Annotated in this window: 15 protein-coding genes and 1 pseudogene; 2 read left to right on the forward strand and 14 right to left on the reverse strand. The window is 67.7% G+C overall.

Features of this window, described 5'->3' with window-relative positions:
* Positions 1 to 111 precede the first annotated feature (111 nt).
* On the forward strand, positions 112 to 621 hold the full coding sequence (locus tag FHX42_RS20995) for a hypothetical protein (RefSeq protein ID WP_182546177.1): 510 nt from the start codon (positions 112 to 114) through the stop codon (positions 619 to 621).
* Positions 622 to 708: 87 nt separating this feature from the next.
* Here FHX42_RS20995 and FHX42_RS21000 read toward each other — a convergent pair whose 3' ends face one another.
* The 4 genes and pseudogenes from FHX42_RS21000 to tnpA all read right to left on the reverse strand — a co-directional run.
* Complete coding sequence (locus tag FHX42_RS21000; protein WP_182546178.1) at positions 709 to 2,199, reverse strand: NAD(P)H-hydrate dehydratase; 1,491 nt, start codon at positions 2,197 to 2,199, stop codon at positions 709 to 711.
* A 91-nt stretch (positions 2,200 to 2,290) separates the two neighbouring features.
* Complete coding sequence (gene glmS, locus FHX42_RS21005) at positions 2,291 to 4,153, reverse strand: glutamine--fructose-6-phosphate transaminase (isomerizing) (protein ID WP_182546179.1); 1,863 nt, start codon at positions 4,151 to 4,153, stop codon at positions 2,291 to 2,293.
* A 330-nt stretch (positions 4,154 to 4,483) separates the two neighbouring features.
* On the reverse strand, positions 4,484 to 5,698 hold the full coding sequence (locus FHX42_RS21010) for an RNA-guided endonuclease InsQ/TnpB family protein (protein ID WP_182546503.1): 1,215 nt from the start codon (positions 5,696 to 5,698) through the stop codon (positions 4,484 to 4,486).
* Between the two features lie 6 nt (positions 5,699 to 5,704).
* Positions 5,705 to 6,094 (reverse strand): annotated as a pseudogene (tnpA, locus tag FHX42_RS21015) (IS200/IS605 family transposase); the annotation flags it as partial.
* A 140-nt stretch (positions 6,095 to 6,234) separates the two neighbouring features.
* Between tnpA and FHX42_RS21020 the strand changes: the two are divergent.
* The gene (locus FHX42_RS21020) at positions 6,235 to 7,077 is read left to right on the forward strand and encodes a dienelactone hydrolase family protein (protein ID WP_235987708.1); all 843 of its coding nucleotides are present in this window, start codon (positions 6,235 to 6,237) and stop codon (positions 7,075 to 7,077) included.
* A gap of 7 nt (positions 7,078 to 7,084) precedes the next feature.
* Here FHX42_RS21020 and FHX42_RS21025 read toward each other — a convergent pair whose 3' ends face one another.
* The 10 genes from FHX42_RS21025 to FHX42_RS21070 form a co-directional block, all read right to left on the reverse strand.
* Positions 7,085 to 7,351 carry a hypothetical protein gene (locus FHX42_RS21025; RefSeq protein ID WP_182546180.1) on the reverse strand — a complete coding sequence of 89 codons (267 nt, stop codon included), beginning with the start codon at positions 7,349 to 7,351 and terminating at the stop codon, positions 7,085 to 7,087.
* A gap of 1,532 nt (positions 7,352 to 8,883) precedes the next feature.
* Entirely contained in the window at positions 8,884 to 9,420 is a 537-nt protein-coding gene (locus tag FHX42_RS21030) for a hypothetical protein (protein ID WP_182546181.1), read from the reverse strand.
* A gap of 33 nt (positions 9,421 to 9,453) precedes the next feature.
* Positions 9,454 to 12,342: a mediator complex subunit 15 domain-containing protein gene (locus FHX42_RS21035; protein WP_182546182.1), complete on the reverse strand. Its 2,889-nt coding sequence runs from the start codon at positions 12,340 to 12,342 to the stop codon at positions 9,454 to 9,456.
* 3 nt (positions 12,343 to 12,345) lie between these two features.
* Positions 12,346 to 12,654 (reverse strand): type VII secretion target, encoded by a 309-nt coding sequence (locus tag FHX42_RS21040; protein WP_182546183.1) that lies wholly within the window; start codon positions 12,652 to 12,654, stop codon positions 12,346 to 12,348.
* A 484-nt stretch (positions 12,655 to 13,138) separates the two neighbouring features.
* The gene (locus tag FHX42_RS21045) at positions 13,139 to 13,306 is read right to left on the reverse strand and encodes a hypothetical protein (RefSeq protein ID WP_182546184.1); all 168 of its coding nucleotides are present in this window, start codon (positions 13,304 to 13,306) and stop codon (positions 13,139 to 13,141) included.
* 51 nt (positions 13,307 to 13,357) lie between these two features.
* Positions 13,358 to 14,692: a phosphoglucosamine mutase gene (gene glmM / locus FHX42_RS21050; protein WP_182546185.1), complete on the reverse strand. Its 1,335-nt coding sequence runs from the start codon at positions 14,690 to 14,692 to the stop codon at positions 13,358 to 13,360.
* Between the two features lie 120 nt (positions 14,693 to 14,812).
* Positions 14,813 to 15,340 carry a 30S ribosomal protein S9 gene (rpsI, locus tag FHX42_RS26040; RefSeq protein ID WP_328796559.1) on the reverse strand — a complete coding sequence of 176 codons (528 nt, stop codon included), beginning with the start codon at positions 15,338 to 15,340 and terminating at the stop codon, positions 14,813 to 14,815.
* A gap of 23 nt (positions 15,341 to 15,363) precedes the next feature.
* Complete coding sequence (rplM, locus tag FHX42_RS21060; protein ID WP_182546187.1) at positions 15,364 to 15,813, reverse strand: 50S ribosomal protein L13; 450 nt, start codon at positions 15,811 to 15,813, stop codon at positions 15,364 to 15,366.
* A 447-nt stretch (positions 15,814 to 16,260) separates the two neighbouring features.
* Positions 16,261 to 16,551, reverse strand: a complete 291-nt coding sequence (locus tag FHX42_RS21065) for a WXG100 family type VII secretion target (RefSeq protein WP_182546188.1) — start codon at positions 16,549 to 16,551, stop codon at positions 16,261 to 16,263.
* Between the two features lie 51 nt (positions 16,552 to 16,602).
* Positions 16,603 to 16,914, reverse strand: coding sequence for a WXG100 family type VII secretion target (locus FHX42_RS21070; RefSeq protein WP_182546189.1), 312 nt, complete (start codon positions 16,912 to 16,914; stop codon positions 16,603 to 16,605).
* Positions 16,915 to 16,961 lie beyond the last annotated feature (47 nt).

Consider the following 16,961-nt stretch of genomic DNA (forward strand, 5'->3'; position numbering starts at 1 on the left):
CTACCGTAGGTGTTAGGTGCCACGGTTGCGGTTTCACCGGTACCACTGATGTGCCAGGATTCGCGACCCCTCGGTACCCCCGCACGCTGATGGCCCCCGAGGAGGCTTTCGATGCTGCCACTGATTCCCGCGGCCGCCCGCCACGTGCGAGGCGAACAACACTTTCGCGCGCTGGAGCGTGCCTACAACGAGCCGCAGTTCATCGCCCCCGACCGCAGTGATCCCGAGGACAGAGAGCGCCGCTGCGCCGACGGCCACGTGGTGGTCGTCTCCCGCAGCACGGGCGCTGCGCTGTGGATCGGCACCTACGAGCAGTCCGACGAGCCCAGCCACCTGCTCACGGAGAGCCAGCAGGGCCGCCAGGAAGCACGCAGCACCAAAAAGGGCCCGTCCGGCAGCCAGCACCCGACCAGCTACGCCGAGGTCATCGAACGCTTACGGGCGCACGGATGCGAAGTACGCAGCGCACACCGCCACCACAAGGTTATTCTGCCCAACGGTGTGATCCGCTCCATCCCGAAGACCACGTCGGACTGGCGAGCCATCTACAACACCGTGACCATGTTCCGACATCTCGGCGTGGACATTCGTCGTCCGGCCCCCGGGACTCGGCAGAAGTAAGGCCGCAGGCCCCTCGAACGAGGCCGCACGTCCCTCGAAAGAGGGTGATTTCGCGAAGTTCACCCGAAGGAGTGGACTTCCGAGTGATCAAGCTGCGGCGCGGACCGTGCGCACGGCCTCGGGCACGGCCTCCAGAAGCGCCGACGCCCCGATGGGCGCACCCACGCCCTGCCCGTCACCGGAGGCGGCCAGGGAAGCGGCGAGCGCGTGCACGTGCGCGGCGTAGCCGCACGCCAGCCACGAATCGAGCCCACTGGCCAGCAGCGCGCCGATGATGCCGGTGAGCACGTCGCCGGAACCCGCCGTGGACGGCCACGCGTGCCCGGCGGGATTGACCAGCACGCGTCCGTCGGGAGCGGCCACGATCGTGCTGTTGCCCTTGAGCAGCAGGACGACGTCATAGCGCCGCGCGGCTTCGCGAACGGCCGTGACCCGGTCACCGCCGGGATCCCCGGCCAACCGGGCGAACTCGCCCTCGTGCGGCGTCAGCACCAGCGGTGCGTCCGGATCGCGCGCATCCCACAGCGTGGGGTCCCCGGCCAACAACGTGATCACGTCGGCGTCCCCGCACACCGCCCGCCCGGCCTCCAGCACCTGCCGCAGGACCTCCCGGCCGCTGGCGCCGGTGCCGATGCCCGGTCCCACGGCCCACGACTGCACCCGCCCGGCGTCGGTGATCGAGCCGGTGGCCACGATCTCCGGCAGCCGCGAGCGCACAGGGTCCGCCGCCGGCCCGGCGTAGCGAACCATGCCCGAAGTGGCGTGCACGGCCGCACCGCTGGTCAGCACGGCCGCACCGGGGAAGTTCGCCGATCCGGCGGCCACCCCCACCACGCCCTGGCTGTACTTGGTGTCGAACGGCGAGGGCACCGGCCACCCCGCGCCCACATCGGCGTCGGACAGCACCGTCAGCTCGGGCTCACCGAGGTCGAGGCCGATGTCGACGAGCTCCACCCCGCCCGAGCGCACCAGCCCGGCCCCCAGCACGTGCCCGGGTTTGCGCCCGCCGAAGGTGACCGTGACCTGCGCGGACACCGCCGGCCCGTCCACGGCTCCGGTCAGCGGATCCACACCGCTGGGCAAGTCGACGGCCACGATGGGCGCCTCGACACGATCGACCAGTTCCGCCGCGAGCGGTCGCAGCGGTCCACGCGCCGAGAGCCCCACGATGCCGTCGATGACGACATCGGCACGCTCCAGCGCGTCGGCGGCGTCCGCGCCGATTCCCGAGGTGTCGGCACCGGGGCCCGCCGCCTCGATCGCGCGCCCCCCTGCCCGGCGCAGCGTCTCGAGACCGGCCGCGTGCGTCTTCTCCGGCGAGAGGAGCAGCGCGGTGACCCCCACACCGCGCCGCCGCAGGAACTTGCCCGCCCACAGCGCGTCGCCTCCGTTGTTGCCCGCACCGACGAGCAGCGTCACGTGGCGAGCGGCGACCCCACTGGTGTGCTCGTCGAGCAGCCGTGCCGTGTGCACGGCGACCGCATAAGCGGCACGCCGCATCACGGTGGGCTCCGGCACGCGCTCGAACAACCGCTGCTCGGCGTCACGCACCTGTTCCGGCGTCCACGCTCCGTACATCCGGTTCTCCTCGCTCCGCGCTCGAACTCACGTCTCTCTTCCGGAAAGCAGTGGAGCCGCCGCCCCACACGCTGCAAGGCGACCCGACTCCTCACTCCACGGTGACGGACTTGGCGAGGTTCCGCGGCTTGTCCACGTCGTAACCGCGGGCGCGGGCGATCTCGGCGGCCAGCACCTGCAACGGCAGCGTCGAGACCAGGGGTTGCAGCAGTGTCGGTACCCGCGGAATCTCGACGAGCTCGTCGGCGAACGGCCGCACCGCCTCGTCGCCCTCCTCGGCCACGACGATGGTGCGGGCGCCCCTGGCCTGGATCTCGCGGATGTTGGACAGCATCTTGGCGTGCAGCTGCGCGCGCCCCTTGGGCGAGGGCATCATGACGACCACCGGCAACTGGTCCTCGATCAGCGCGATGGGGCCGTGCTTGAGCTCCCCGGCCGCGAAGCCCTCGGCGTGCATGTAGGCCAGCTCCTTGAGCTTGAGGGCCCCCTCCAGCGCGATCGGATAGCCGACGTGCCTGCCGAGGAACAGCACAGCCTTGGAGTCGGCCAGCCGCTTACCCAGCTCCCGCACCTGCTCGACGGTCGACAGCGCCGCGCGCACCGCCTCGGGCATCGCCGCCAACTCGGAGAACTCGCGCGCCACCTCGTCGGGGTACTTCGTGCCGCGCGCCTGCGCCAGCGCCAGTCCGACCAGGTAGTTCGCCGCGATCTGGGCGAGGAACGTCTTCGTCGCGGCGACCCCGATCTCCGGGCCCGCGTGGGTGTAGAGCACGGCATCGGACTCGCGGGGGATCTGCGCACCGTTGGTGTTGCAGATGGCCAGCACGCGGGCGTGCTGCGTGCGGGCGTGCCGGACGGCTTCGAGCGTGTCCGCGGTCTCGCCGGACTGCGAGATCGCCACCACCAGGGTGTCCCGCCCCAGCACCGGATCCCGGTAGCGGAACTCGCTGGCCAGCTCGACCTCCACCGGGATCCGGCACCAGTGCTCGACGGCGTACTTGGCCAGCAGTCCCGAGTGGTACGCCGTACCGCAGGCGACGACGAACACCTTGTTGATCTCGCGCAGGTCCTGGTCGCTCATGCGCTGCTCGTCGAGCACGACACCGCCGTCGGCGAAGTGCCCGCGCAGGGTGTCGGCCAGCGCCTCGGGCTGCTCCTCGATCTCCTTGAGCATGAAGTAGTCGTGACCGCCCTTCTCGGCGGCCGAGAGGTCCCAGTCGACGGTGAACGGCCTGGTCTCGACCTCGTCGCCGCCGAAGTCGGTGACCCGGTAGCCCTCGCGGGTGATGGTCACGACCTGGTCCTGCCCGAGCTCCACGGCCTCCCTGGTGTGCTCGATGAAGGCGGCCACGTCGGAAGCCAGGAAGGTCTCGCCCTCCCCCACTCCGAGCACCAGCGGCGACGAGCGGCGGGCGGCCACGATCGTGTCCGGCTCGTCGGCGTGCGTGACGACCAGCGTGAACGCGCCCTCCAGGCGGCGCACCACCGCGCGCACGCTCGCGGGCAGGTCACCGGCTGTCGAGCCGTGCTCGTAGGCGGCCGCGACGAGGTGCGCGGCGGTCTCGCTGTCGGTGTCGCTGGCCAGCTCACCACCGGCCGCCTCCAGCTCGGCGCGCAGCGCGGCGAAGTTCTCGATGATGCCGTTGTGCACCACCGCCACCCTGCCCGTGGGGTCCTGGTGGGGATGGGCGTTGCGGTCGGTCGGCGCACCGTGGGTGGCCCACCGCGTGTGTCCCATGCCCGCCGTGCCCTCGAACCGCTCCCGGCCGACCTCGGCCACCCGGTTCTCCAGGTTCGCCAGCGCACCGGCCGCGCGCTCCACCGCGAGCGAGTTCTTCCCGTCGAGCAGGGCCACGCCAGCCGAGTCGTAGCCGCGGTACTCCAGCCGCCTCAGGCCGTCGAGCACCACGTCGAGGGCCTGGCGATGTCCTACGTAACCCACAATGCCGCACACCCGTCCCACCGTAGCCAGAACCAGTGGTCTGTACCTGCGGCGGACTCGTTCGCGGTCGTGTGAAGGCCACCTGCTCGGCCGTACCAGTCGCCAGGCAAGTGGCGAAGTCGTTTTCTCCCCACCCACGCAAGCCGACCCAGCCGCGGGTCCTCTTACGTGGCAGTGACGCGGAGCGTCTCCACGAGGGGCCGGTGGCCGGGTTACGGGTGGGCCCCGGCCGAGGTTCCACCATCTGCACCGCTCTCAAGCCAACACGTCCACCCTTATCCGATACCGTGACCCACTGTGACTCCACCCACCGCTGAAGCGGCGGGTTTCCCGTGTCTGTGGCTAGGCCGCAGAACGGAGGACCAGCCCGGCCCTGAAAGCGATGTTCGCCGCGCCAACCACGTCCGCGTTCGCGGTGTATCCGCATCGTTGGCAGCCGAACTCGGCTTGGCTGACGCGGTTCCCGCCGTCCACGTGCCCACAGTCGGGGCAGGTGCGGGAGGTGTTGCGGGCGTCCACCGGGACCACGCGGCGACCAGCCTTTTCAGCTTTGTCCGCCAGGGTTCCCAGGAACTGCCCCCAACCCGCGTCGAGGATGCTCTTGTTCAACCCCGCCTTGGCTGTTGCCTGGTTCGGCAGGAATGTGCCCGGCTGGTCGGGGTCGGGTTTCGGTGCGGGCGTGCGGGTCATGCCCGCGATGTTGAGGTCTTCCACCGCGCTCGTGTCGTAGCTGCCCACCAGCGCCAGCGCGGTCTTGTGGTGGTAGTCGGCCCGTTGTCGTCGCAGCTTGGCGTGCAGCTTCGCGACCTTGCGTGCGGCGTCGCGGTGCTTTTTGGTCCGATCCCGCGCTCGTTTTCGTGTCGGGGACGTGGCCAGGTGCCGTTGCGCTTCGGCCAGCTCGTCCGCGAGCCGTCGCCCGCACCGGGGGTTCTCGACGTGTTGGCCGTCGCTGGTGGTGGCGAAGTGCACCACACCCATGTCGATCCCGGCCGTGTTGCCGGTCTCCGGCAACGGCTCTACCGGCACCTCGTCGCAGGACAGCACCACGAACCACCGGGTGCCCTCGCGCTTGACGCTGACGGTTTTCACCCGGCCCCGCACTGGGCGGTGCTGGTGCACCCGCACATGCCCCACGCCCTGCAGCCGCACACGAGTCTGCCGGTCGTCGGGGGTGGAGTCCCAGCGGCACCCGTCGCCGTCTTTGGGGAACTCCACCGTGTCGAACCGCCCCCGGCCCTTGAAACGCGGGGAGCCCGGCTTGTCGCCGACCTTGACGCGGCGGAAGAACCCGGCGAACGCCTTGGTCAACCGCCGCAACGTGGCCTGCTGCGACGAGAACGACCACCGACCCTGCCCCTCGGCGTCGGCAGTACGAATATCGCGGAGCTGGGCGGACTGGTCACCGTAGCGAACGCTGGTGGCCGACGGGTGCCGGTAGGCGTCCCGGCGTTCCTGCAACGCCGCGTTGTACAGGTGCCGGTGGTCGTCCAGCATGTCGCCCAACGCGCGGGCCTGCCGCGTCGTGGGGCGCAGCAGGAACTTGTAGGAGCGTTTCATTCGCGCTCCCCCCTGGGTGTCGATGTACCGCTGCACGGCATCCGCGCTGACCGCGCCGACCGTGACGGCGAAATACGACGACCACAGTCTCGGCATCCGCGACCGCAAGTGCGGGAACTCACCGCCCAGCACCCGCGACGTGTCCCCGTAAACTGGTTCGCCATCTACGACACCGACGACTTCGGGTCGTGCTCGACGAACAGGTGCACGTGCTCCGGCATGACTTCCAGCGCCACGATCCCCCGCCCCCGTTCGTCCGCCTCCTCGCGGATCAGTTCACCCCAGGCGGGCCGCGACTCGCCCGCCGAGCACGCGGCGGCGATACTTCGGGCACCACACCACAGGCAGCCCGAGGTCACACACCGCCCGAGAACCGGCGAACCCTCCCGGCCACAGAAACCAACAGTACACACACGCACCGCAACCAGATCGAGAGGAGGAGGCGAGGGGCCACACGGCGGGAGCTGCCAAGGCACGTCGTCTGCCATAGCGACGACCCACCCCGCAGCTCAAACAACGAATCCCCTCGCCGAAAGATGATGGCGCGTACTGCCACGAAGACGGCTAAAACCCCCAAGAAGGCCCTCGAGGAGTTCTCCCGGCGGGGACCGCACGAAGTGCTGCACGGCGACCTCGCGCTGGTCGGCCTGCCCGGCACGGTCTGCACCCCGCGCAGCGGGCGAGGGCTGCCCGCCGTGGCCTTCGGGCACGGCTGGCTGCAGCCGTCGGAGCGCTACGCCGAGCTGCTGCGCCACCTGGCGTCCTGGGGAATCGTCGTCGCCGCTCCGGACACCCACCGCGGGATGTTCGCCTCGCACCGGCTGCTGGCCTCGGACCTGCGCAGCGCGCTGGACCTCTGCGTGGGGGTGCGCCTGGGCGAGGGCGAGATCAGCGTGGATCCGAAGCACCTCGGGGTGGCCGGACACGCCATGGGCGGCGGCTGCGGCGTGCTCGCGGCGGCCGAGGACGAGCGCGTGCGCGCGGTCGCCACGCTGGCGGCGTCCGAAACCACGCCCTCGGCCATCGGCGCGGCCTCCCGCGTCTCGGTCCCGGGACTGCACATCGCGGCCCAGGAGGACCTGCTGGCGCCGCCGGTGTCCAACGCCGAACCCATCGCGCGGGCGTGGTCCGGGCCGACCCAGCTGCGCACGGCCAAGAAGGCCAGCCACCTCGCCTTCACCGAGGGGCGCCACTGGACCGAGCTGCTGCTGCACGGCAAGTCCCACTACGGCAGCCAGCGGCTGGCCCGCGCCCTGCTCACGGCGTTCTTCCTGCGCACCCTGACCGGTGACAAGCGCGGGGAGGCCCTGCTGACCGGTGACGCCTCCGGCTGCCCCATCGACACCGACCACTCCACCGGGGCGCTGGCCAAGGCCTGAACAAGGCTTACCGAAACACGCCGAGATCGGGATAAGCCACAATGCGGACGTGACCCCACCACGACAGCCTTACGGGCAACAGCCGCAGCCGCCCTGGCAACCGCAGTACGGCCACCCGCCCCAGACTCCCCAGGGACAACCACCACCCGGCTATCCTCAGCAACAGCCGCAGCCGCAGCCCCAAGGGTTCCCCGGTCAGCAGTACGGCGGCCAGCCGTACCCACAGCCGCAGCAGTACGGCTACCCGTACCAGCAGCCCGGTTATCCGGGACAACAACCACCACGAGGTGGACCACAGATCGCTCCCATCCTCGTGGGAGTCTTCGCCCTCGTCGTCGGGGTCTGGCTCGCCATAGACGCCACGGACAGCCTAATTTTCTCCCTTACCGACGACTACGAATGGCACGACTCGCCCTCGACTCTGACATTCGCACTCTGGTACACCGTTGACGCGCTGCACATAGTAAATGGAATCGCTCTGGCAGTCACAGCGATTCTTCTTTTCGCGCGAAACCGCATCGCCAAGACAACGGCGATCATCAGTGGCTCCCTACCGATCGGCATCTACATCGTTCAGGTCATCAACGACTTGCAATCTGCGTCCGGAGGGGAAACCCCAGCGAATGCCCTCTACTGGTGGCCCGGAATCGCATGGGGCTTTACTTGCCTGATCCCAATGACACTCGTTTTTATACCCCCGGTAGCTCGCACTTTACACCCGAAAAACTCTACCTCGCAACAGGGACATATGGCGCAGTCGAGCAGATAGACAAAACAGGGCGTGGGCACGTGCTCCCAGCGCCTCACGGCACACGACCATCGTAGGAATTCCATAGTGGCCATAATGCCCTCGTCATTCCAATTCTCCTCCACTGTGGCGCAGCATCGTGGCGACGGGGCCCCGGTAGTGGATCCGGAACCAGAATCCACAACCAGCGTTTGGCCAACGCCCCGCTCACGACGTTCTTCCTGCGCACCCTGTCCGGTGACAAGCGAGGGGAGGCCCTGCTGACCGGTGACGTCTCCGGCTCTGCCCCATCGACACCGACCACTCCACCAGGGCGCTGGCCAAGGCCTGAACGGGAGTCACCGGGGCGGTCCCCGCTGCCACTGCTGCTGGGGGGTACTGCTGCGGCGGGTACTCGTAACCCGGCTGGGGTTGCTGGGGCGGCTGTTGCGGCATCGGCTGCTGCATCGACTGAGGCGGTTGCTGGGGCGGATACCCCATCTGCTGCGGCACCGGCTGCCCGTACCTCATCGCCACCTGCGGCGTCTTCCGCAGCGCCCGATTCACCGGCGGCAAAAAAGCCATCACGAGTATGACCACAGGAACGACAAAAATAAATATTATCGAGCAATGCATATCCCCGGAGGGGGCAGCACTCAAAACCGGAAGAATAATAGTCAATCCAGCGAGCACAACAAGACCCCAGCGCGCGAGCGCCGATCGAAACATCACCGCTACACCGCAAACCGGCGACACAGACGCGTAGATCCACTCGTTCAATCTCCGGAGCAAGTACTCGAACTCAGCTTCCACCGCATAGTTCACAAAATCCCTAGCGAAGAAAAAGCCGGGAAGGCAAGAGCAACGCGTCCCAATGCGATGAGAAGTCCCTTGCCCTCCGATTTCCGCTGGGGGCGTTGGGTGGCCTGCTGCGAGTAACCGCCCTGGGGCGGAGCGGGGTAGCCAGGCTGGCCGACTGGGAAACCCTGGGTCACTGCGGTGCTCCTTGAATCACGAGCAATTTTACGGAAAAGCGGCGGGGTGCGGCCGAACAGCGCCGGGCCGCACCCCGCCGAGGATCACTGCAGCCAGCTCCGGGCGGACAGGTCGTCGCCATCGTCGTCCCAGTCCTGCGCCACCGCGCGGCGTCGTGGCGCCGGCTTGGGAGCAGGAGTCGGAGCAGGTTCCGGTGCCGCCGGCGCCTGCGGCTCCTCGGCTTGACGACCGAAGCGTCCGGCCTTGACCTGCCAACCCTCCGGTTTGGGATGTTCCGGCGGTTCCTGAGGCTCCAAAACCGGAGCCGCCTGCCGCGCGGCCAACATTCCCCGGCTCAGCGCTTCGACCTCAGGATCCTCCTCCTCGGCAACCTCGTCCTCGACTCCGATGCTGATCTCCTGAAGCCCCTTGTTCTCCTCGGACTCGCGAATCGCCTCGGCTCGCTGCCCGATACGCTCGACGAGCTTCTGAGCTTTCTCGGTCTGCTCCTTCGCGGACTGCTCGGCGGCCTCGCTGGTCGATGCCCAGTCCTTTTCCACTGAATCCAAGACAGCCGTGTGCTCCTGCACGAGCCCGGACATCTTCTCCCGAAACGCCAGCACGCCATCACTGTCGGCCACGACGATGACACCTCTCGCCTACGATCATCGAACTCACTGTTTCCGCTGGTCCGACTCCCCGGCATCGCCGATGACGGCCTGGAAGCGGACGTTCGAGTCCTCGATGCCGTCGTCGAAAAGATTCCCCTGGGTACGCCACGGGCTGTCGTTGGAGCGTTCCTCGTCGCCGCCCTGCTGACCACCGCCGCCCATGGCGCCCATGCCACCCATGGGCATACCTCCGCGCGCTCCGGAGGAGTTCTGATCCTGGGGGGACGAAGCATCCCCGGCACCACCCACGGAGGCCAGGCCGGTAGCACCCTGCGAGCTGCTGGACCTGGCTTCGCCGCTCATGCTGCCCAGACCCGTCGCCCCGGACTGCGCGCCCTGCTGATCTCCGCCGGGCTGCGCACCCCGCTGGTCTCCGGCGGCGGACCCCCACGGACTTCCACCACCGGAGTCGGCCGAGCTGAACAGGCTCCCCGAGGCGCTGCCGAAGGAGTTCTGCATCCCCTCACCGCCGAGTCCGCTCATCCCGCCGGCGAAACCGACCGACTGCACGGTGGTCGAGGCCGGGGTGTTCATCGGGTCGACCGGTGGTTGCCCGGAGGCACCACCACCCGCCGGAGGCGCCGAAGCGGCGGCTTCCGGCTGCGGCGTGGGCTGCTGGGGGACGGATTGTTGCGGCGTGGGCTGCTGGGGCACGGACTGTTGTGACTCGGGCGAGGGCCGGAAGCTCGCCTCGGAACCGGCCGGGGCCGATGCCGCGTCGGCCGAGGCACCGGCCGACATGGGCTGTGCAGGCTGTTCCGCGGCGGATTCCTCGTAAAACCGGTTCGAAGGTTCCTCCGCGGGGAATCCCGAGGGGCCGCGCGGAGAGTCCGCTCCGGGGCCGGGCGCGCTCGCGGGCTCGTCATCACCGAAACCGACGGTCTGGCTCATCGGGGGCTGATCGCCACCGTTGTCGATGCTGACCTCGTATCGACCCTCGGGAGTCTGCTCCACGGTGATGGTCCGGTCGCCGTCCTGAATGACGGCCGTACCGTCCTCGCCCGGCTGGACCGGGATCACGTTCTCACCCTGGCCCGGTGACTGTCCGGGAAGGGATCCCGACTGGCCTTCCGCACCCGCCTGGCCCGGCATGGTCTGGCCTCCGCCACCGACGCCCGGCCCGGCTTGTTGTCCGGGCATTCCCGGCCCGGATTGTCCCGGCATCCCCGACGCGGACTGGCCGGGAGCCTGACCGGGCATAGCCTGCGGATCGCCCCCGAGACCGCTCACTCCGGGCTGACCGGGCATGGTCCGCGGGTCGTCGGCAGGACCGCCCGCCCCCGCTCCGGGGATCTGCCCGGGAGTTCGCTGCGCACCCTCGCCCTGGCCGCCGAAAGCGATCTCGTAGGTCTTCGGTTCACCGTTCTCCCCCAGCACGGTGATCTGGGTGTGGCCCTGCTGGCCCGGCTCCTGGAGCGTGACCTTGTCCTGGCCCTCGCCGAGGGAGACCTCCTCCGCCTGCGGCCGGCTCGGGCCACCCGGTTGCGGGCCACCTGCTTGAGGTCCGCCAGGCACCTCGGGTTGGGGAACCCCGGGCGCAGGAGGTGGAGTACCTCCGCCCGACGGCATCCCCGAACCGCCAGGCATGCCACCGCCGCCGGACATACCTCCCCCACCGAAAGTTCCGCCGCCGCTGGACGGACTACTGCCGGGGGCGCTACCTGTCGGGCTGTTTCCGGACGGCTGCTGCTGTCCCCCGGTTTGAGGGGGTTTCTCCTGCGGCTTGCCCTCCTTGCTCGGGCCAGGATCGGCGAACGGGTTCTCCTCCGCCTTGGCCAGCTCGTCGTTCAGCCCCTTCCATGCCTCGTCGACCTTCTTCTTCGTGTTGTCGCAGAGCTTGTCAAAGTTGACGCACTGGTCCTCGACCGTTTTCGCGAATGTCTGGCGCGTCATGTTTCGACACTCTTCGACGATTTTCTGCCTTTGACTATCAGTAAGATCGCCGCAGCTCTCTTCGATCTTCACATCCCAAATCTTGCACGCCGTGCGGAGAGTCGTGTCGTCCTGTGTGTAGTTGGCGACCTCGATGGTCGTCTCCCAGTCCTGGACGCTCTTCTTGGCGATCTGATCGCCCATCTTGTCGAGCCTGAGGACGGCCTCCGCCTTGTCTCGGCACAGTCTTGCGACTGTTCCGCAAGCCTCCTGGTTGACACTGCGCGAGTCGCTCACACGCCGGATGACCCGATCGTTGACCGTCGGCGTGAACTTGTCTCCGAAGAAGTCCTGTGATGCCTCCGAGGCGGCCCCAGTCCACCCCTCCCAGACTTTGCCCAATCTGGTGGCCATGTCCTGGTGCGCCCTGCGCAGAGCATCCTCGGCGGCCTTTAGGTCCTCCATCTGCGTGGCGAACTTATCGAAATGTGTTCCCCGCTGCTCATGATAACGATCCCTGATCTGCTGCAGCTTCGGAACTTTCGAACTGTCGTTAACATCGTTCTCGATCTTATGATACACGGGAACGAAGTTCTCGAAGAATCTCAGACCCGGTTTCCCCGCGTCGAGGATCTCATCAGAAGTCGCCGCTCCAGCGCCACCGTGGGTTCCCTCCGCAGCCGAATTCCGGCCGTCCTGCAGAACGGCGTGGCCGTCCTTGACCGCCCGGTCATGCTCGTCTTCGGCACCTGCGGCCTTATTCTTCTGACTCTTGGCCGCTTCGTACTTATCCTGGAGATTTCCGTCCAGATCAGCTCCGTTGTTGAAACCGGACCCCTGCACTCGCCAGTAGCCGTCATCGTACTTTTCGAGATAGGGTTCGACCTCGTCTCGAATACCAAAGATGGCCCACTCGTCCTCGGCGGCGTAAGCCAGCGCGAGATCGCGCTTCTGCTTGTCCGCGACATCGGGACTGTCCAGAAGCTTCTTGACTTCTTCCCATGACGGATTCTCGGCCATTGGTTACCCCCGGGACTGTGCGACGGTCTCGGACGCGCTCTGGTCGCTCCAGTCGTAGCCGGAACCGCTCTTCTCCAACTTCTCGGCGTAGCTGTCCATGGCATCGGCCATGCTGGTCACGCACCTGGAGAGCTTGTCCATACCGGCTTGGTAGCCCGAGAAGTGCTGCCCGTGCACGCGACCGAAGTCGGCCTGGCCCAATCCCAGATCGGCGATGTGCTTGCTGTGCGTGTCCCGGAGCGGGTCCGCGGCGGCTCGTACGCTGCCTGCCGCGGCGACCAGCTCACCGGTGTTGACGTCGTACCCCGACACCCGGATCCCCTCCACCCGATACTTACGACTTACGCGCAGCCCAGTCCACGCGCTCGCTTTCCGCGCTGCGACGCGTGCTGGTACCGGCTGATCTCCTGATCCTGTCAAAGATCATGAGGGAACATACCGCTTACCCCGGATCGATTGCACTTGCAAACGATTCAGCGGGGCGGATACTGCGGCGGCGGAGGAGGCTGCTGGGGATAGGCCTGCTGCTACGGATAGCCGTACCCCTGAGGCGGGCAAGGCGGGTACTGCGGAGGAGCAGCGCGCCCCCTGCGCTGAGACAGCACGACCGCAAGGGCGACGCCGCCACCGATCAGCAGGACCAAGGAAGGTACGAGAAAGGCTTCCACATCGGCAGCCTAGCCCGAGACGAGCCAGACGACGCCGATGGCACCGAGGATCATCACGGCCAGCGGCAGGAACAGAACGTAAAGCAGGTTCGAGAAGAAGTCACGCATGATGAGACCCGTTTGATCGCTCAGGGTGCGGTACGTCGGTGCCGATGGTCGACCAACCACCTACTCCCGTCGTGCGCGGCCGTGACCGCTTTGAGACCGGCGATGACGAACGTGGAGAGCACGACGAGAGCGGCGACGAGGCCGATCGCGAACAATCCCACCAACATGGCGACGACAATGGCACCCATGTGAGAAGGATCTCACAAGATGAAGATCAAAACGAGAGGTGCGTCACAGATTCACCGGATCGAGCCAACGACCTCGGCCAGTCGGTCGGCCGTGTCCTGCGCCGTCCGCGCCGTCGGAGCCTCGACCATCACCCGCACCAGTTGCTCTGTGCCCGAGGGACGCAGCAGCACACGGCCCGTGTCGCCGAGATCCTCCTCGGCCTGAGCCACGGCCGCGGTCACCGTCGGGGCCGACACGGCGACCGTCTTGTCCGCCACCCGCACGTTGACCAACACCTGCGGCAGCCGGGTCATCGTCTTACCCAGCGTGTGTAGCGCCTCACCCGTTCCGGCCATCCGCCCCATCAGCCGCAGCGCCGTGAGCAGACCGTCACCGGTGGTCGCGTAGCCGGGCAGCACGAGGTGCCCGGACTGCTCGCCACCGAGGGCGAACCCGCCCGTGCGCAGCTCCTCCAGCACGTAGCGGTCGCCGACGGCCGTGGTACGCAGCTTGATGCCGTGGTCCCGCATCGCCAGGTGCAGACCGAGATTGCTCATGACCGTGGCCACCAAGGTGTCCTCGGCGAGCTCCCCCGACTCCTTCAGCGCGACCGCGAGCAGCGCCATGATCTGGTCGCCGTCCACGAGCACACCGGAGGAGTCCACGGCCAGGCAGCGGTCCGCGTCACCGTCGTGGGCGATACCGAGATCCGCGCCGTGAGCGACCACGGCTTCCTGCAGCCCCTCCGGGTGCGTCGACCCCACGGCCTCGTTGATGTTGAGCCCGTCGGGCTCGGCGTTGAGCGCGATCACCTCGGCCCCGGCCCTGCGGTAGGCCGCGGGAGCGGCGAAGGCGGCGGCGCCGTTGGCGCAGTCCACGACCACGCGCAGCCCGTCCAGCGGTTGCGGCGTGGCCACCAGCAGGTGATCGACGTAGCGCTGCACGGCGTCGTCCAGATCACGCACGCGCCCGACACCGGCGCCCGTGGGGCGGTCGCCGTGCTCGTCCAGCCGCTCGGCGATCTCGTCCTCGACCGCGTCCGGCAGCTTGTGCCCTCCGGCCGCGAACAGCTTGATCCCGTTGTCGGGCATCGGATTGTGCGAGGCGGAGATCATCACCCCGAGATCGGCGCCCATCTCGGCCACCAGGTGCGCCACGGCCGGTGTCGGCAGCACACCGACGCGGATCACGTCGGCGCCCGCCGAGGTCAGGCCTGCCGTGACGGCGGCCTGCAGCATCTCGCCGCTGGCGCGCGGATCACGGCCGACCAGGGCGACCCTGCGCCGCGAATCGTCTTGATCGTAGAGCACTCTGGCCGTCGCCGACGAAACGGACAGGGCCAGTTCGGGGGTCAGATCGGCGTTGGCCAGACCTCGAACCCCGTCGGTGCCGAACAACCGGGACATGCGCGTCCTCCAAGGAATCAGCGGCGCGTGACCACGCGCGGACGGCAGGGCAAACAACTGCGGGAGCAGCCCCGTCCCGTGGACGGAGGACTGCTCCCGCAGGTTGCCTGAGAAGTCGCGTCAGCGCTTGCTGTACTGCGGCGACTTACGGGCCTTCTTGAGGCCGTACTTCTTACGTTCCTTGGCGCGGGAATCCCGAGTGAGCATCCCGGCCTTCTTCAGCGCCGGACGGTCGTCGGCCTCGATCTCGATGAGCGCACGCGCGATCGCCATGCGCATCGCCCCGGCCTGGCCGGACGGCCCGCCACCGCGCAGGTTGGCGTAGACGTCGTAGTTTTCCAGGCGCTCCACCAGCTCCAGCGGCTCACGCACGACCTGCTGGTGCACCTTGTTCGGCATGTAGTCGTCGATCTGCTTGCCGTTGAGGACGAAGTTGCCCTCACCGGGAACCAGACGCACGCGCACGATGGCCTTCTTGCGGCGCCCCACGGTCTGCACCGGGCGGCCTGAGGGCACCGGAGCGGGAGTGAAGTCCTGCTCGAAGTCCTGGTCCTGCTCGAAGTCCTGGCCCTGTTCGAAGCTCTCGTCGACGAAGGCCTCACCCTCGAATTCTTCGGGAGCGGGGCTCTCGGAGTCTGGAGTGCTCACGTACTGTTCCTCGGATCCCTCGGTCACTTCTTGTTCGCCTTCGTGTCGATGGCGTACGGCTGCGGGTTCTGCGCCTGGTGGGGGTGCTCCGGCCCGGAGTAGACCTTGAGCTTCTTACCCATCGCCCGGCCGAGCCTGTTCTTCGGCAGCATGCCCTTGATGCTCTTCTCGAGCAGCCGGTCGGGACGCGAGTCCAGCAGCTCACCGAAGGAGTTCTTCCGCAGACCGCCCGGGTAACCGGTGTGTCGGTAGGCGAAGGACTGATCACGCTTGTTGCCGGTGAGGGCGACCTTGTCGGCATTGACGATGACGACGAAGTCGCCGGTGTCCATGTGCGGGGCATAGGTCGGCTTGTGTTTGCCGCGCAGCAGCGTGGCGGCCTGTGTAGCCAGCCGGCCGAGCACCACGTCCTCGGCATCGATCACATGCCAGGCGTGATTCACCTCGCCGGCCTTCGGGCTGTACGTGCGCACGGGTCTACCTCGTCGTCGTTCGCGTCGGAATCTCGGTGCGGCCGTCGTATCCCGTCGCCCATCACGCCGGGGCGGATCTCCCGGATTCGCCCCAGGGGAACCGGCACGTCCTGGACGCCTTCACGGATCGTAGCCGCCTCGAAGAGGCCCTCGATCCGGCGTCACAGTCGTACACACCGCACAACTAGAGACTGAGAATACTCGGCAGCTGTTGGCCCGGTCGAAACGGGTCCCCCTCGAACGGGCAGGACCCACGGCGACCCGCGTGAAGCTCCAGCTGAAACCCCAGCAGGATTTCCAGCCAGGTACCCAACCAGATCTCCAGCCGGGTCCCCACGACCGCGCCACAGCACTTCCACCACCCTACCGCACCCCGCCGCGCACAAGACGGTGCCCCGGGATTTCCGAATCCCGGGGCACCCGTCGCCTCAGCTCGCGGTGGGCTGATCAGCCACCGAACAGGCCGGCGTTGCGCTGCTCACCCTGCTGGTAGGACTCGCGGGCCACGTTGACGGCCGCGCCCATCTTGGCGGTGATCTCCCGCATCCGCTCCGCGGACTGGTCCCACTCGTTCTGGGCCTGGTGGTAGGCCTCCTGCGCGGAACCCTCCCAGGTCGCGATCAGCGGCTTGAGCATCTGCTCCAGCTCGTCGAGCTGCCCCTGGACCTTGGTGGCCGTGCTGTTGAGGTCGTCGGCCAGCTGACCGAGCTGGTTGAAGTCGACCTTGATTTCGCCCATGGTGATTCTCCCCTCGAATTAACGGTGCTCGTCGAACAACGTGGAGCCGACTCAGCCGAGCAGTTTGCCCTCGATCTTGGACATCTCGGAGGCCTGCTCCTCGTCCTGCTGGGTGTAGGTCTTGCCCGAGGAGTCGATGTTCTGGCCGATCTCACCCAGCTTGGTGGTGATGTCGTTGGCCTCCTGCCGGAACTGCTCCATCAGCCGCGCGAAGGTCTGGCTGGCCTGACCCTTCCAGTTGGCGATCACCGGCTCGGCCTGGCTCTGCAACTGGTTGATGGACTGATCGATGCTGCTTCGAACCTCTTCGACCTGGCTCGCGGCCTTCTGCATCAGCTCCGCGTCGGTACCGAAACCGCTCATGTCGGGTGGCCCCCTTCATCGAATCGTGTTCAAGAAGATCGAACGAC

The organism is Halosaccharopolyspora lacisalsi (assembly GCF_014137975.1).
GTDB lineage: Bacteria > Actinomycetota > Actinomycetes > Mycobacteriales > Pseudonocardiaceae > Halosaccharopolyspora > Halosaccharopolyspora lacisalsi.

What these genes read in the sequence shown, in the direction of transcription:
- FHX42_RS20995 (WP_182546177.1), top strand. Translation starts at nt 112, where the DNA reads ATGCTGCCACTGATTCCCGCGGCCGCCCGCCACGTGCGAGGCGAACAA.
- FHX42_RS21000 (WP_182546178.1), bottom strand. Translation starts at nt 2,199, where the DNA reads ATGTACGGAGCGTGGACGCCGGAACAGGTGCGTGACGCCGAGCAGCGG.
- FHX42_RS21010 (WP_182546503.1), bottom strand. Translation starts at nt 5,698, where the DNA reads ATGAAACGCTCCTACAAGTTCCTGCTGCGCCCCACGACGCGGCAGGCC.
- FHX42_RS21020 (WP_235987708.1), top strand. Translation starts at nt 6,235, where the DNA reads ATGATGGCGCGTACTGCCACGAAGACGGCTAAAACCCCCAAGAAGGCC.
- FHX42_RS21035 (WP_182546182.1), bottom strand. Translation starts at nt 12,342, where the DNA reads ATGGCCGAGAATCCGTCATGGGAAGAAGTCAAGAAGCTTCTGGACAGT.
- FHX42_RS21045 (WP_182546184.1), bottom strand. Translation starts at nt 13,306, where the DNA reads ATGGGTGCCATTGTCGTCGCCATGTTGGTGGGATTGTTCGCGATCGGC.
- glmM (WP_182546185.1), bottom strand. Translation starts at nt 14,692, where the DNA reads ATGTCCCGGTTGTTCGGCACCGACGGGGTTCGAGGTCTGGCCAACGCC.
- FHX42_RS21065 (WP_182546188.1), bottom strand. Translation starts at nt 16,551, where the DNA reads ATGGGCGAAATCAAGGTCGACTTCAACCAGCTCGGTCAGCTGGCCGAC.
- FHX42_RS21070 (WP_182546189.1), bottom strand. Translation starts at nt 16,914, where the DNA reads ATGAGCGGTTTCGGTACCGACGCGGAGCTGATGCAGAAGGCCGCGAGC.